The 14702-nt window shown below is 68.2% G+C and carries 15 protein-coding genes; 14 read left to right on the forward strand and 1 reads right to left on the reverse strand.

Annotated features, from left to right (window positions below):
- The first annotated feature begins 108 nt into the window (after nt 1-108).
- The 13 genes from E2C04_RS09845 to E2C04_RS09905 all read left to right on the forward strand — a co-directional run bounded on the left by E2C04_RS09845 (nt 109) and on the right by E2C04_RS09905 (nt 10761).
- On the forward strand, nt 109-669 hold the full coding sequence (locus E2C04_RS09845) for a hypothetical protein (protein ID WP_135832456.1): 561 nt from the start codon (nt 109-111) through the stop codon (nt 667-669).
- Nucleotides 654-1490 (forward strand): hypothetical protein, encoded by an 837-nt coding sequence (locus E2C04_RS09850; RefSeq protein WP_238694228.1) that lies wholly within the window; start codon nt 654-656, stop codon nt 1488-1490. Before E2C04_RS09845 ends, E2C04_RS09850 begins: the two co-directional genes overlap by 16 nt.
- Nucleotides 1487-1612: a hypothetical protein gene (locus E2C04_RS20915; RefSeq protein ID WP_275106486.1), complete on the forward strand. Its 126-nt coding sequence runs from the start codon at nt 1487-1489 to the stop codon at nt 1610-1612. Before E2C04_RS09850 ends, E2C04_RS20915 begins: the two co-directional genes overlap by 4 nt.
- A 27-nt stretch (nt 1613-1639) precedes the next feature.
- A complete protein-coding gene (locus E2C04_RS09855; RefSeq protein WP_135832457.1) occupies nt 1640-2311 on the forward strand; it encodes an SAF domain-containing protein in 672 nt (223 codons plus the stop codon).
- Nucleotides 2311-3078: a CpaE/TadZ family protein gene (locus E2C04_RS09860; protein ID WP_135832458.1), complete on the forward strand. Its 768-nt coding sequence runs from the start codon at nt 2311-2313 to the stop codon at nt 3076-3078. Before E2C04_RS09855 ends, E2C04_RS09860 begins: the two co-directional genes overlap by 1 nt.
- A 137-nt stretch (nt 3079-3215) precedes the next feature.
- Nucleotides 3216-4550 (forward strand): TadA family conjugal transfer-associated ATPase, encoded by a 1335-nt coding sequence (locus E2C04_RS09865; protein ID WP_229721596.1) that lies wholly within the window; start codon nt 3216-3218, stop codon nt 4548-4550.
- Between the two features lie 328 nt (nt 4551-4878).
- Nucleotides 4879-5397: a type II secretion system F family protein gene (locus E2C04_RS19785; RefSeq protein WP_238694510.1), complete on the forward strand. Its 519-nt coding sequence runs from the start codon at nt 4879-4881 to the stop codon at nt 5395-5397.
- Nucleotides 5394-6563, forward strand: a complete 1170-nt coding sequence (locus tag E2C04_RS09875) for a hypothetical protein (RefSeq protein WP_238694229.1) — start codon at nt 5394-5396, stop codon at nt 6561-6563. Before E2C04_RS19785 ends, E2C04_RS09875 begins: the two co-directional genes overlap by 4 nt.
- Complete coding sequence (locus E2C04_RS09885) at nt 6560-6898, forward strand: TadE family protein (protein ID WP_238694230.1); 339 nt, start codon at nt 6560-6562, stop codon at nt 6896-6898. The genes E2C04_RS09875 and E2C04_RS09885 overlap by 4 nt, the downstream gene beginning before the upstream one ends.
- Complete coding sequence (locus E2C04_RS09890; RefSeq protein ID WP_135832461.1) at nt 6895-7323, forward strand: TadE/TadG family type IV pilus assembly protein; 429 nt, start codon at nt 6895-6897, stop codon at nt 7321-7323. The genes E2C04_RS09885 and E2C04_RS09890 overlap by 4 nt, the downstream gene beginning before the upstream one ends.
- Entirely contained in the window at nt 7320-7745 is a 426-nt protein-coding gene (locus E2C04_RS09895; protein ID WP_170213503.1) for a TadE/TadG family type IV pilus assembly protein, read from the forward strand. The genes E2C04_RS09890 and E2C04_RS09895 overlap by 4 nt, the downstream gene beginning before the upstream one ends.
- Nucleotides 7746-7783: 38 nt before the next feature.
- Complete coding sequence (locus tag E2C04_RS09900) at nt 7784-10381, forward strand: LysM peptidoglycan-binding domain-containing protein (RefSeq protein WP_135832462.1); 2598 nt, start codon at nt 7784-7786, stop codon at nt 10379-10381.
- The gene (locus tag E2C04_RS09905) at nt 10378-10761 is read left to right on the forward strand and encodes a hypothetical protein (protein ID WP_135832463.1); all 384 of its coding nucleotides are present in this window, start codon (nt 10378-10380) and stop codon (nt 10759-10761) included. Before E2C04_RS09900 ends, E2C04_RS09905 begins: the two co-directional genes overlap by 4 nt.
- An 86-nt stretch (nt 10762-10847) precedes the next feature.
- Here E2C04_RS09905 and E2C04_RS09910 read toward each other — a convergent pair whose 3' ends face one another.
- Nucleotides 10848-12836 carry an endonuclease NucS domain-containing protein gene (locus E2C04_RS09910; protein WP_135832464.1) on the reverse strand — a complete coding sequence of 663 codons (1989 nt, stop codon included), beginning with the start codon at nt 12834-12836 and terminating at the stop codon, nt 10848-10850.
- A 509-nt stretch (nt 12837-13345) separates the two neighbouring features.
- On the opposite strand from E2C04_RS09910, the gene E2C04_RS09915 reads away from it, so the two are divergent.
- Nucleotides 13346-14281 carry a bifunctional DNA primase/polymerase gene (locus E2C04_RS09915; RefSeq protein ID WP_135832465.1) on the forward strand — a complete coding sequence of 312 codons (936 nt, stop codon included), beginning with the start codon at nt 13346-13348 and terminating at the stop codon, nt 14279-14281.
- The last annotated feature ends 421 nt before the right edge of the window (nt 14282-14702 follow it).

Below are 14702 nucleotides of genomic sequence, written 5' to 3' on the forward strand. Positions count from 1 at the left end.
AGGATCGGGTGGCGTCGTCCACCTCGTCCGCGGGCGACCGCGGCTGACGTCAGGAACTCGGGCATGACGACATTTCGAGGGGTACGTGCATTCGCGGCAGCAGCAATCTTGCTGGTCGCCCTGACGTCGTGTTCCGACGACGCCGACGAGCCGGAAGCAGCCCCGCCACCGACACCCACCTCACAGTCCCCCACGACCACCCCGTCGGATCGGCCCTCAACCTCTCCCAGCGAGAAGGCGGCCGGGGACGCGGAGGCCCTGGTGCGGCGGTACTACACCACGCTCGACCTCTTGAGGCGGGACGCGAACCGACCGCTCGGAGAGCTGAAGTCGGTGGCTTCCAGCACGGAGGCTCTCGTCATGCGCAACCTGATCTCTGGCGAGCGCGAGAAGGGGCATCGTGCGGTGGGCAACGTGGAACTCGTCCAGGTGAACGTTGAGTCCGTCAGCCTCGATCGCCCAGCGACAGCCCTCGTGGACGTGTGCTGGGACGCGACGGATGCAGATGTGGTCGACAGCAACGGCACGTCCATCGTCAGCCCGGACCGCAAGGACGTGGGATGGACGCGACTCACCGTTACCAACACGAAGTGGGACAAGGATCCATCCGGCGGATGGCGCGTCTCTGGCGGCCGCGACCTGGAGAAGGCACCATGCGCAAGCTCCTGAGCACACTCGCGATCCTGACCTCGCTCGTGGCCGCCGGGCTCGTAGCCCTCGTGTCTCCGGCCCTGGCCGACACCGAGTGCGCGCGTACCGACTCACGCACAGGGGTGTGCATTCTCTGGGTCGAGGTGCCCGGCACCCCTGGCGACTCTGGCAACACCTCCGGAGACGGCCCCAAGGACACCGGATCGGGGGCCGCTTGCTACTGGGACGGGCGGAAGCAGAACATTTTCAAGCCCCCGCCAGGACCGGTGCCGTGCAGCACCGAGTACGGCTACTGGTCCAACGACTACAACTGCTACATCCAGTTGCTGGAGCCTCAGCCGCCCGCGGAGGACCCTCTCTGGGAGGGGCACGAACCCGGCGACGGGGCGGTCTACCACTGCTACCAGCCGCAGAGCGACCTGGTGCACATCTTTTGGTCGGCTGACCAACCACCCAATTCCGGTGCTGGGCCAACACCTCGCGAGGTAGCGCTGATCGCCGTCGACGACATGCAGCTGACTGCGATCCGGATCGGCATCGCGCCTGAGGCGATCCAGGGCAGCATCGGGCTGGTCGGGATGCCGGTGTGGATGTGGGCCTCGAGTCCCGATGGCAGCACGTGGGGTCCGCAGACGGCCTCGGCCAGTGCGGGCGGCATCACCATCACGGCGACGGCGCGGGTCCACAAGGTCACCTGGAACATGGGCGACGGCACCACGGTGATCTGCAGTGCCCCGGGACGCCGTACCGACCGTCCTACGGGATGCGCACCTCACCCGACTGCGGTCACACGTACACGAAGTCCAGCGCGTCAGAGCCCGACCACAAGTTCACCGTGACTGCGACCTCGGACTGGGTCGTGGAGTGGGAAGGGGCCGGGCAGTCCGGCACCATCCGGCTCAACGGGCTCGTCCGTGAAGCGCGGGTCGCGGTCGGTGAAGCGCAGGTGCTCGTGCAGTAGTCACCGACCCGCGGAAAGGCGGCGAGGATGAGCAACACAGCCACTCGAACCGAGATGGTGAACGACCCGGAGTCGACTCGCTCGAACCCGCTCGTGCCTCCACCGAAGTTGCGTCGCCGTCCGGCGCTCGTCGTTGCGGCCGCCGTCGCGATCCTCTTGGGAGCGTTGCTGGGCGGGTGGGCGTGGACCGCGACGACCAACACAGAGGAGTTGCTGGTTGCGCGCACGACCATCGAACGCGGTGCCGTCATCGAGGCCGACGATCTGGCGCGTGTGCAGGTCAATGCCGACCCAGCCCTCTCCCCCGTGCCCGCATCGCTCTTCGACGAGATCGTCGGTCAGCGAGCGGCGTACGACATCGCCGCCGGTGTGCTGCTCACCCCGCAGACCTACACCCGCAGCCTTATCCCGGACGCCGGCAGTTCGATCGTCGGCGTGGCCCTCACACCAGCACAAGCACCTGGACTCGCATTGAGTCCCGGCGACCGGGTCCGGGTCGTGGTGACACCAGCGCTGGGCGATACACCGCCCACCGGAGGCGAATCGTTCAGCGAAGCCACCGTGGCCGGCGTGCACGTCTCGCAGGAGACCGGACAAACTGTGGTCGATGTACTGGTGCCCCACGCCGAGGCCGCGTTGGTCGCTGCTCGAGCAGCGACCGGCAACGTGGCGCTGGTCCTGGACTCGCGGGAGCGTTGATGGCTGTCATCGCCCTCACCTCGGCTTCCGGCTCGCCCGGGGTGACGACCTCAGCCCTCGGGATGGCGTTGCTGTGGCCACGGCCGGTGCTCTTCGTGGAGGCCGACCCCACCGGTGGCTCCGGGTTGTTGGCGGGGTACTTCCGCGGCACCCGGGAGTACACCTCCGGGCTCGTGGAGCTTGCGTTGACGGCCAGCAGCATCCATGACGGCCTCGCCGAGGTGGCTGAACCCATCGAGGGAACGACGGTGTCGTTCGTCGCCGGGACGAGGTCGCACACCCAGTCGCCCGCGCTGCGGGACCTCTGGGCTCCCCTCGCCGACGAGCTCACCGCGTTGGAGGTGAACGGGCAGGACGTGATCGTCGACGCGGGTCGCCTGGGGCTGGTGGGATCTCCCGAACCGTTGCTCGCCCGTGCGGACCTGGTGCTGCTGGTGACGCGTACGACGCTCCCCGCGCTGTCGGCGGTCCGGTCGTGGGCCGAGGCGCTGCGCAGCGGGTGGCTGGAGACTCGTCACAGCGGGGTGCTGGTGATCGGTGAGGGGCAGCCCTACAGCGTCCGCGAGGTCGCCCGGGTGCTCAACTCGCCCGTGGTCGCTGCGCTGCCGCACGATCCGACGTCGGCGGCGGTGTTCTCCCGGGGCGCCACACCTCCGAAGAGGTTCGAGACGTGGCTACTCGCCCGTGGTCTGCACGCGGCGATCGCAGCCATCGACTCAACGCTGACGACCCACCGTGCCGACCTGGTGGAAGGAGTCGGGCCGTGACCAGCGACCAGATCGAAGACGCACCGACCAACCCCATGACGCTGCCACTCTTCGTCCAGTCCGTGCCCCCGGGCGTACCACGGGCGAGTGCGCCGCCACGAGCAGCGGAGGCGAGACTCGGATCGAATTACTCGCCCGTGGGCGAGCTGGACTGGTCACTCGTGGCCGCCATGCGAGCCCAGGCCTCCGAGCAGCTGAGTCAAGCTGTCGCGGCGGATCGGCTGCGGCTCGACAAGTCCGCGCAGGAGGAGCTGGGCCGTTCGATCGTGCTTGACCTGGTCGACGCTGCGGTCGCTGACCGGGTCGACGCCGGCGAGACGGCGTGGTCGCCGGCCTACCAGACGGCGATGGCCCGGGCGGTGTTCGACTCCCTGTTCCGTCTGGGGCGGTTGCAGCCACTCGTCGACAACGACCACGTGGAGAACATCATCATCACTGGCCACGACACCGTGATGCTCGAACTAATCGACGGCTCCTTGGTCAAAGGACCAGCCGTGGCGGACTCCGACGACGAGCTGATCGACTTCCTGGTCTTCCTTGCCTCGCGCTCCGAGGTGAACGCCCGTGGCTTCTCGGAGGCCCAACCCAGGTTGCACCTGAGGCTCGACGGCGGCTCGCGACTGGCGGCAGCCGCCTGGGTCACTCCGCGCCCCTCGGTGGTGATCCGGCGTCACCGGCTGATGGAGGTCACGCTCGACGACCTCGTGGCCCGCCAGATGCTGACGCCACTCGTGGCATCGTTCCTGCGGGCCGCCGTGGCCGCACGCAAGAGCATCGTCGTCTCCGGGGCCCAAGGTGCCGGCAAGACCACGCTCGTCCGTGCGCTGTGCGCCGAGATCGACCCCTGGGAGGCAATCGGGACCTTCGAGACCGAGTACGAGCTGCACCTGCACGAGCTCGCTCGCCACAAGATCGTGCACCCGTGGGAGGCACGCCCCGGGTCAGGTGAGCGGGGTCCGGACGGTCGGATGGCGGGCGAGTTCACCCTCGACGATGCCCTGGTCGACTCGTTCCGGTTCAACCTGTCACGTCAGATCGTCGGGGAGGTCCGAGGCCGGGAGATCTGGGCCATGATCAAGGCGATGGAGTCCGGTACCGGTTCCATCTCCACCACGCACGCCTCCGACGCCGTCGCTGCCGTCCGCAAGCTGGTGACCTGCGCGATGGAGGCGGGCCCGCACGTCACCCACGAGTTGGCCACCAGCAAGCTGGCCGCCACCATCGACCTGATCGTGCAGCTGGACCTCCACACTTCCACTCGCGACGGTGTCTGTGAGCGACGCCGACGCGTCGCCGAGATCATCGCCCTCGAACCCGGGGAACAGCAGACCGGCTACGCCACCACCCACGTCTTCGCGCCCGACGGCGACGGCACCGCGGCCCCGGCCGTGCTGCCTGACACCTACCGGGACCTCGCTCGCCACGGCTTCGACCTCCCCGGCTATCTGATGCAGCAGGAGGTCCGGTCGTGACCGCCCTGATCCCTGCGCTGGCTGGTGCGCTGGTCGTGGCCGGTGTCATCGGCCTGGTCGTGGGGTTGCGTCCCACTCCGGTCACGGAGGTACGCCCGTCCACCCGCAGAAATCTGCGGCTGCGTTCGCTGGACCGGCGGATACGTCTCACGCTGGCCGTGAGCCTGGGGACTGGTCTGCTTGCCTGGTTGGTGACCGGGTGGTGGCTGGCGGTGGTGGCGGTGCCGGTCACCGTCGTGGGTCTCCCCGGTTGCTCTCCGCGGGTTCAGCGCCCGCACGGATCGCGCGGCTCGAAGCACTGGAGGAGTGGACCCGGTCGTTGTCCGGGGTGCTGACGGTCGGGGTCGGCCTTGAGCAGGCCCTGGTTGCCACCTTGCGCTCGACCCCGAGCGCCATCAACCCCGAGGTCACGCGGCTAGTGGCGCGGTTGCGGGCTCGATGGGTCACCGAGGACGCGCTGCGTGCGTTCGCCGAAGAACTCGACGACTCCACCGGGGACCTGATTGCCGCCAACCTGATCCTCGCGGCGCGACGCCGTGGCGCAGGGCTGGCGGCAGTGCTGGAGGGGTTGGCCGAGTCGGTCGCAGCCGACGTCCGCGCCCGACGACAGGTGGAGGCCGACCGCGCCAAGCCTCGGGCCACCGCTCGCTGGGTCACGCTGATCAGTGCCGCCGTGCTCGTAGTGCTGGCCCTGTCGGGCACCTACGTGGAGCCCTACCGCAGCCCGCTCGGCCAGGTCGTCCTCGTGTCCCTACTGTCCGCGTACGTGGCGACGCTGGTCTGGATGAAGCGGATGGCCATCGGCCGGGAGCTGCCCCGGTTCCTCGACGCCCGGAGCACGTCGTGACCACCGGACTGCAGATCGCGATGGCCGCGGGGGCGCTGCTGTCCCTCGGTCTGGTGCTGCTGGTGGCGCGGTTGACGCCTGCGGAGCCGGACCTTGCCGACGCGCTCGGACGCCTGACCCCCACACGGGCACGCGCGGGCGCCGCCCCCGCCGGCAACGCGGTCGGAGGCAAGGAGCGGCTCGGGGTGTGGGCCATGAAGACCCTGCCGGCCGGGATGTGGGTGCGGACCCCGACCCGCGAGCTCGCCCTGTTGCGGGTCCCGCTGGCCCGGCTCTACGGCGACAAACTGATGTTCGCCTCCCTCGGGCTGCTCATCCCACCGCTGCTGGCGTGGTTCTTCGCGATCATCGGGCTCGGTTTCCCCCTCACGATCCCGGCCGCAGCCTCGCTGGGACTGGCGGTGGTGATGTTCTTCATCCCGAACTACAACGCCATCGACGACGCACGCCGGGCCCGCCTCGAGTTCGCCCGCGCGTTGGGCGCCTACATCGACCTGGTCGCCCTGGAGCGCAACAGCGGTTCGGGCACCCGTCAGGCGATGGAAGCCGCCGCCGAGGTGGGTGACTCGTGGGTCTTCACGCGCCTGTCGGAGGAACTCACCCGGTCCCGCTGGTCGGGTCTGCCGCCGTGGGACGCGCTGCACACCCTCGCCGACGAGCTGGGGTTGCCCGAGCTCGACGACTTCGCCGACATCATGCGCCTGTCCGGCGAAGAAGGCGCCTCGATCTACACCAACCTGCGGGCTCGTTCAGCAGCGCTGCGCACCGCAATGCTCAACGACGAGATCGCCGAGGCCAACGCGATCGGTGAGCGCATGTCGATCCCGGCTCTCTGCTGGGCGTGGTCTTCATGGCGCTGCTGGTCGCGCCGTCGCTGCTGCGGATGTTCACGAACACCTGATGAGAGACGAACCGGAAGGACACGTCATGGAACGACTGATCGGGGCACTGGTTGCCCTTCACCTCACCATTCGGGCTCGTACGCGGCAACGCAGCGACCAGGGTTCGGTGACCATCGAGCACGTCCTGTGGGCGGTGGCCGTGATCGCCATCGTGGGCGTGGTCGTCGCGGCGGTGATGACCTATGTCGAGACCCAAGCCGGCAACATCGGCTGACCGTCCGCGGCGGCGCACCGAACGCGGCTCGGTCTCGATCGAGCTCGTGATCCTGCTGCCCGCACTCTTCGCCGTGATGTTCCTGGGGATGCAGGCGGCACTGTTCCACCACGCACGCACCGTCGCCATCGCCGCTGCCCAGGAAGGCGCCCGCACCGCGGCTGCCGAGCACGGCACCGAAGCCGCGGGCGTCGCCGCCGCGGCGGCGTTCGTCGAGGACGCCGGGGGCGACGAGGTACTCACCCATGCCACCAACCGCGCCGAGCGCAACACCACCACGGTCACCGTGGTCGTACGCGGCCGCTCGTTGAGCGTGATCCCCGGCTGGGCGCCCGTGGTGCGCCAGAGCGCATCGGCACCCGTGGAGAGGTTGACCACGCCATGACCAGGCCGCGGGACGAACGAGGGTCCGCCGCCATCGAAGCAGCGGTCGGCGTGCCCGCCTTCGTGCTCTTCGTCGGCCTCATCGTCTTCGGCGGTCGCACCGCCACCACGCACCAGGCGGTAGAGACCGCATCCGCGGACGCCGCCCGCGCCGCGTCCCTGGAACGCACCAGTGCCGCCGCCCGCGCCAGCGCCACCTCGGCCGCCGCCACCAGCCTCGCCAACCAAGACATCCAATGCCTCGACGTCGACGTCACGGTGGACACCACCCAGTTCGCCCGCGCCGTCGGGGAGACCGCACGCGTCTCCGTCACCGTGCGCTGCCGGCTCGATCTCGCCGACCTGTCCGTACCGGGGGTTCCCGGGTCGCGCCTCATCGCAGCCACCACCGCCAGCCCGATCGACACGTGGAGGGAACGCGGATGACTCAACGCAAGCGCGACGAGGACGGGTCCATCTCCCTCTGGATGGCCACCGCCAGCTTCGTGATGATCGTGCTCGTCGGTCTCGCCGTCGACCTCGGCGGCCAGGTCCACGCCAAGCAACGCGCACTGAACGTCGCCGCCGAAGCCGCCCGCACCGGAGGTCAACAGGTGCAGCCCGCACCGGCCATCGCGGGCCAGCACGTACGCATCGACACCGCCCCCGCGCGTACCGCAGCGCAGCAGTACCTCGCGGCTGCAGACGTCACCGGAACCGTCACCATCGTCGGCGGCGACACCGTCCGGGTGGCGGTCACCGACACCTACGCCCCCAAGTTCCTGGGACTCATGGGCATCGGCACCCTGACCGTCACGGCCGACGCTTCCGCCCGCATCGTCCGCAGCATCGGAGGGACCGAACAGTGACCAGGACCTCACACCGCCTCACCGGACTCGCTGCCACCTTGGTGATCCTCCTGCTCGCGGCCGGCACCCCAGCGCTTCTGGTCGCCCTCGACGCCGCACCGTGGCGCCAGGGCTGGAGCGAGATCACCACCCTGTTGACGAACCCCGACGACGGCCGACTCGCGCTGCTCGTCGTCGCGTGCGCGGCGTGGATCGCGTGGGCAGTCATGGCCTGGCTCTTCGCGGTCGAGATCATCGCCACGCTGCGCGGCGCCCCTACCCTCAGGTTGCCGGGGCTGGGTGTCCCCCAGGAGTACGTCGGTCAGCTCGTCGCAGCCGCGGCCCTGCTGTTCACCGTGGGGCCGGCCATTGCGCCAAGCTTCGCCGCCACACCGGTCCACGCGACCCCCGACGTGGGCACCCCCGCGGCCACGCTCCCCGCCGGCGACGTCGCGACGGCGGCGGACGCAGATTCGGCGTTGCCCACGGCCGCTGAGCCGGTGCCGGCGCAGGACACTGTCGCCTACACGGTCCGGCGCGGCGACAGCCTCTGGAAGATCGCCGAAGAGCACTTGGGCGATGGCCTGCGGTACCGCGAGATCGTCTACTTGAACAAGGACGTCCTGCACGGGGAACCAGACTTCATCGACCCCGGGTTGGTGCTCCGCCTTCCTCGCAGCGTCGACGACGATCCTGGAGCCGTAGACACCGACGACACGTACGTTGTCGAGCCGGGCGACACGTTGTGGGAGGTCGCAGAAGCCGAGCTCGGCGACGGTGCCCGTTTCGTCGAGATCTTCGAGGCATCCACCCACACCGTGCAGCCCGACGGTGAGCAGTTGAGTGACCCGAGCCTGATCCATCCGGGTTGGGAGCTCACCGTCCCAAGCCAGAACGGGCATTCGCCCGTGGTCGAACCACCGGTGGAGAGCAAGTCGCCCGTGGTGAAGCCACCCGTCGAGGACAACTCGCCAGTGGTCGAACCACCGGTGGAGAGCAAGTCGCCCGTGGTCGACAAGGACGGCTCCGACCAGAGCTGGCTCCTGCCCGGGCTGGTGGGCGCTGGCGCCCTACTCGCGGGCGGGGCCTTCGCGGCGGTGCGCGCGCACCGGCGTACGCAGTTGAGGCACCGGCGACCTGGCTTCACCATCGCTCCCCCGCCTGAGCACCTGCGGCGCGTGGAGAAGACCATCACCGTCTCCGGCGCCGCCACCGCAGACGTCATCGACCAGCTCGACCGGCTCCTGCGCCACCTGGCCGCCTGCACCGCCGAGGCGCCACCGGTCGCGGCCATCGAACTCGCCTCAGACACCGTCACGCTGCATCTCGCCGACCCGTGCGAACTGCCCGCCCCGTGGTCCGGCGACACCGTCAGGTGGTCGGCGCCACTGATCCCATCGCCACCCGACGAAGACGTGATTCCCCCCTATCCCCTGTTAGCCAGCGTGGGCCAGTCCGACGACGGCCACCTCTGGCTCCTGAACCTCGAACAGGCGGCTTCGGTGGCGCTGGTGGGTGACTGCGAACGGGCGACTGCGCTCGCACGACATCTCGCCGCAGAACTCGCGCTGAGTCCGTGGTCCACCCTTGTCAGCGTCGAGGTCCTCGGGCTTGCCCGCGAACTGGCTGATCTCGACGAACTCCGACTGCGTCATCACGGCGACGACCCCGACTTTCTAGGCGACTTGCTCGCCGACCTGACCGAGGCTCAGGCGACAGGAACAGGCGACCCCGAGCCCTACGTACTGCTCCTCGCGCCGGAAGAGCGTGACCCGCGAATCCGCGACCTGACTGACCTCGTCCTCGGTCAGAACTCACGTTCGGGGCTCGCCGTAGTCCAGGTCGGGGCGGGCGAAGCCACCGACGTGATCCTCGACCTGACCGGCGACGGCCGTCTCCGGGTGCCCTCGCTCAACCTGGATCTAGCCGCAGCCGGACTCACAGCGGACGAGGCCGCAGCGTGCGCCTCCTTGGTCAACCTCACCCGAGACATCACACCTACCCCGGTGCCCCGGGCCGAACCCTCAGCGCCGCTGGGTGCTCTGGCCGACCAGGCCGGCGCACTCATCGAGGACGTGACCGACCCACGACCACCCGGTGAGGCCGGTCCCACCTCATTGCTCCCCGAAGAAGCGCAACGATACGAAGCCGTCGCGGCCACCACTGCGGCCGACATCGAACAGCTGGCCCCGCGAGTCCCCGAGGAAACCCGCCGCAAGGTGCTGGAGACTGACCCACAACTCGACGAGGACCTCGCCGCGTGGCTCGATCCACACAGCCCATTGCCCAAACTCCACCTGCTCGGCCCCGTCACGTTCGCGGCACCGGCCGAGGCGCCCCACTCCGTGCAGGAGCGCAGGGCCTACTACACCGAGCTCATCGCCTTTCTCGCCCTCCATCCCAGCGGGGTGTCTTCCCGCCAGATTTGTGAGGCCTTCGGCGTTAGCGCCTCGCGAGCGCGCACAGACGTGGGTCACCTCCGCCGCTGGCTGGGCACCAGCGCTCGCACCGGCGAAGACCACTTGCCGAAGGCCACCACAGCGCCGGCTCACACAGACCGGGGCACGAGTGGTTACCAACTCCACGACGTACTCGTCGACTTCGACCTGTTCCGACGACTCCGCGCCCGAGGCCAAGCCCGCGGCTGCGAGGCATGACCGATCTCGTCACCGCCCTCGACCTGGTCACTGGCGAGCCCTTCACTGCCCTGCGCAGGGCAGGGTGGACCTGGTTGCTCGACGACGAGCGCCTCCACGAGACCGCCACCCTCGCGGTGGTCGACGTTTCGCACGTGGTCGTCACTGACGCACTCTCACGTGGAGATATCGCAGGAGCTCGTCGTGCGGCCGAGATAGGTTGTCTGGCCGCACCGTACGACGAGATCTGTCGACTGGATCTGGCCAAGGTCGCAGAGACCGACGGCCACGAAACTCTAGCGGGGCGGATTCTTAGGGAACACGTCTTCGACCGGAGCGACGACTACCTCGCTCCGGTGGACTTGTCAGAGCGCACCGAAGCAGTCAGGGGTCAAGGCTAGCCAGTCTGGGCGGTGGCGCCTCGGGACAGGCAGCCGATCCGATCACCCACGGAGCAGTACAACGCGGATGAGACCTCCCCCCGTGATTAGCGAGGAGCGATGTGACCCAGCCGCCTCGCCACACTCGTGAAGATGCGTGCTGCGTCTTGAAGGAACTCCCTGGCGTGACCGTCATAGTTGCTCGGCACGTCGACCCCCACGAGCACAGTTGACAGTCCTTCGAGCGCATCGGCAGCTGCGTGGATGTGGTCGGGGAGTTCGTCGTCGCCTTGTAGTTCTTCAGGAGTCCGCCTGAGCCAGTTGGCGAGTTCTCGGGGAGGTAGGTAGGTGAGGTGCTTCCTAAGCATCCCAGCCGCGCGCATGAATGCAGTCGCCGCCTCCATCGTTTGAACGTTGAGCGCGGTGGTCTCTTCCGACAGGGGAATCAGGTCTTGGTCCGCCCCGATGAGATCGCTGACAAGCGATGGGCCGGAAGGCGCCGGGGGTATCCGACCCTCGACAACTTCGGTATGAATCCCCCTGAAGGTCTCGATGATCTGTCCAACTGTCTGGCCCCGACGAGCCTCGTGTTCGGCCCACGCGGTAAGCGCCAGCGCGACCGGCGACCTCCCAACGAAAGAGATCTGCGAAGGGGGGAGGCCAGTCTCTCCGATGATCCACACGGCAGGAGTGGCATGTGTGGGGTCGTTTGCCAGTGCCGGTTGGTCACTGAACAGGATGGTATGGATGCTCGCGACTTCGGTGGCCGACATGTCTTCAACCGGGACCTTGGAAACGGATTCGCCCTCGGGCGCAGAGCGCCTAGACGCGACGCGCCTTTGCGAAGATCGAGTCGTGTCTCGTGCCGCATTCTGTCGCTCCGCTGCTGCATTCGCTGGCAACAGATAGCAGGAACCTCCGAAGCGGAGGCCGAGTTCTCTCGGAGTGAGCGGACCTTCAGACAGGTGTTTGAGTGCGTCTTCATGCTCCCAACCGGGGAGCCCTACGGGCTCGACCTCGATGACAGCGTCGGACAGACTCCGAGCGGTTAGTCGGAGGAACGGCTCGGGTGTTGGGGCGTCGCTCTCGTAAGCCCTGTGGTCGTAGGGGCTCGGACCCCACGCAAGGTAGTAGGCGGGCACGTCCGCCTTGGTTCCTTCGGTCATTATGTCGGTCCTGTCGGTTGTCGTGGGCCGTTCCAAAGGGGACGGATGAGGTGTGGTTACAGGCAGACCGGCGAGGTGTTTCCGATAGCCGAGCTCTGCCAGGGTGGCCGTGTCGATGCCTCGCTCGTCGGCGTACTGCAGGACATCGTGAGGGAAGCCATCAGCGACCAGCAGGCCGCGGAGAACACCGTTTGCGAGACCTAGAGACCGGAAAGCGTCCAGGTATCCCACGAGTTGGTCTACGGCCTCCAGATAGCCGCCAGTCGCTTTCAACTCGACGATCAGCGTGCCTGGCGACCCGTCGCTCTCGACCAGGTCGAATACCAGGTCGGGTCGTCGCCGGTCAGGCAGGACGAACTGTTGCCGCTTCAGCTGCACGTCGTACCCGATGGCAAGGAGGCACTCGGTGTGGTGGACAACCCAAGCCTCAAGATCGCGTTCCAGCCCGACACTGCTCAGTCGGTAGCGGCGTTCCTGCGCGAAGGTGTCGAACCATGCCTCGGCGATCGCAACGGCCTCCATTCCTTCTGGGCCGTCAGCGTCGTCTATGCCGAGCGCGTCGAGAAGGTCGATGAGCACCCGTAGGTCGCTGGCAACAGGGTGGCGCAGGTAGACCGGGAGCGGGATGCCGAGCCACTGCGCTGTGGCTTCCATATCGCCTAGGTTCCACGCCTCGATGTCGGCATCTGACGCGTCGTCGATGCGCGCGGCAAAGACGGGAGCGACGGGGTCGCTTGCGTAAGTCAGGCTGAACGGCGGAGCGAAGATCGTGTACCCGTCAAGAAACAAGCCGTCGATGGCGTCGCGCAGTGCAGCGACCACGGTAGCCGTCCTCTCCCGTGATGCGCCGGTCACCGCTTCGATGGTCTGGAGAACTGCAATGTCTTCTTCGATGCGTCGCATGGCGTTCTCCGTGTCCTCCAGAGACACCCTCGGTCTCCCTGCTAAGACGTATACGTATCAGACGTCACCGACACAGATGTGGCCATGACCTCGTTTGGTGGACCTCGGGTTATGCGGATTCTTGAACGGTCGCAGTCTGGTTGGAGTGCTGCATCTCGACGGCCACGGGACTGATCTGGCCACCCGAGGAGTGCCTTCGTCGGCGGTTGTAGCGGTCCTCGATCGAGGCCCCGACATGGCGCAACGCAGTTCCCTAACCTAACGCTCCAGCTCGGCGGTCGCTCTCCCGATCGCTCGCTCCCGAAGCTCGTCGGTACCTCGTCGGGTTCGCCCACGACTTCATCTGCCGTGGAATGTGGGCCTCCATCACTGCCGGCGCGCGACAGCCGTCTCAATACCCTGGGCCCGGCTGCGACTCGCCACCGCTGGTGTCGGCTCGCCCGTGGTGACCTCTACGCGCCCGTGGGCGAGTGACCCGAGACCCGTCAGGCGGCCACGGGCGAATTTTGGTGCCCCCCGAGGCGCACGCTCGGGGCATGGAGCACACAGCACAGCGGCGGCCCGCGATCTCGCGGTGGGATCCGATGCTGCCAGTCCAGTTGTCCGAGGCACCTGACCTCGTCACCGCGTCCACGATGCTCGCGTCGCGCGACATCCCCGTCTTCCCGTGCGTGGCTGGCGGCAAGCAGCCGCTGACCAGGCACGGGTTCCACGATGCGAGCGCCGACCTCGCCACGGTGCACGAGTGGTGGAGTCGGTGGCCGGACGCGAACATCGGCATGCCGACAGGGATCGCGTCGGGGGTCGACGTGGTCGACATCGACGTCCACGCAGGCGGCAATGGGTTCGACTCATTTGAACGGGCCCGCGGGGAGGGCCTGGCCGAGGGATGGGCCTGGCTCGTGCGCACCCCATCCGGTGGCGTGCACGCCTCCTACCTGCGGGACACCTCCGCCGACGCTGCCGCCACATCGCTGACCGAGCAACGCTCCTGGCAGGCACCCTCACGGCACATCGACTTCCGCGGCGACGGCGGCTACGTGGTGGTCCCGCCCTCCCGGACGACGGCCGGCGCCGACGAGGCGGGGAGGTACCGGCTGCTCGCTGTCTCCCAGCATCCGATCTCGCCGGTGGACGCTGCAGCACTGAGGGCGTTCCTCGAGCCACCTCGGGCGGATCTCCCGTCCCCTGCAGCGGCGCAACTCCTGACGCGGCCGGACCGTCTGGCGGCGCAGGTCGAGCGGCTGCAGCAGGGCGAACGCAACCGCGGATTGTTCTGGGCTGCCTGCCGTATGGTCGAGGACGGTCACGCGTTCGACGCGACCGCCGACGCCTTGGGCCCCGCCGGACGCACCATTGGTCTGGAGGACCGCGAGATCCTCGCCACGATCCGATCGGCCTACCGCAGCACCTCACCCCGACCCACCTCTGCCACGAGGACGTCGCGGCTGTCTGAGGTGGTGGCGTTGTGAACACTCTCCACAGCTACCGGCACCACGACCACCGTGTGCTCCCCCGGCCCGACCACACGTCATTCCAACCCAGCTCTGGGGTGGCGTGGGTGCGTCCCACCGAGCTGGCCACCCTGGCGGGGTCGAGAGTGGCCGGACGTGGGATCGACCTGCAGGCCGACCTGGCCCGACGAGCGCGGCGAGCCCCACTGACCGCAGCCCAAGCGGTGCGGCGAGCGACGCGGACGCCCGCAGATACCCCCGACGTCCCCTCACCTTCATCACGCGGACAACGGCCAAACCACGGGGTGTCACTGTGAACGCCGTCGTGGACACCCCGGTGGACTTCACCACCGCGGAAGGGTTGCGGTTGATGTTGGTGCGGCTGCGCTACTGCTCCACCGGTTGGGCTCAGGACCCTGAGGCGTCGGAGTTGATGCAA

Source organism: Nocardioides daphniae (genome assembly GCF_004777465.1).
GTDB classification, from domain to species: domain Bacteria; phylum Actinomycetota; class Actinomycetes; order Propionibacteriales; family Nocardioidaceae; genus Nocardioides; species Nocardioides daphniae.

Excerpts from the sequence above, each read along its gene's own strand:
- E2C04_RS09860 (WP_135832458.1), top strand. The coding sequence starts at position 2,311 with ATGGCTGTCATCGCCCTCACCTCGGCTTCCGGCTCGCCCGGGGTGACG.
- E2C04_RS09890 (WP_135832461.1), top strand. The coding sequence starts at position 6,895 with ATGACCAGGCCGCGGGACGAACGAGGGTCCGCCGCCATCGAAGCAGCG.
- E2C04_RS09915 (WP_135832465.1), top strand. The coding sequence starts at position 13,346 with ATGGAGCACACAGCACAGCGGCGGCCCGCGATCTCGCGGTGGGATCCG.
- E2C04_RS09905 (WP_135832463.1), top strand. The coding sequence starts at position 10,378 with ATGACCGATCTCGTCACCGCCCTCGACCTGGTCACTGGCGAGCCCTTC.
- E2C04_RS09895 (WP_170213503.1), top strand. The coding sequence starts at position 7,320 with ATGACTCAACGCAAGCGCGACGAGGACGGGTCCATCTCCCTCTGGATG.
- E2C04_RS09855 (WP_135832457.1), top strand. The coding sequence starts at position 1,640 with ATGAGCAACACAGCCACTCGAACCGAGATGGTGAACGACCCGGAGTCG.
- E2C04_RS09850 (WP_238694228.1), top strand. The coding sequence starts at position 654 with ATGCGCAAGCTCCTGAGCACACTCGCGATCCTGACCTCGCTCGTGGCC.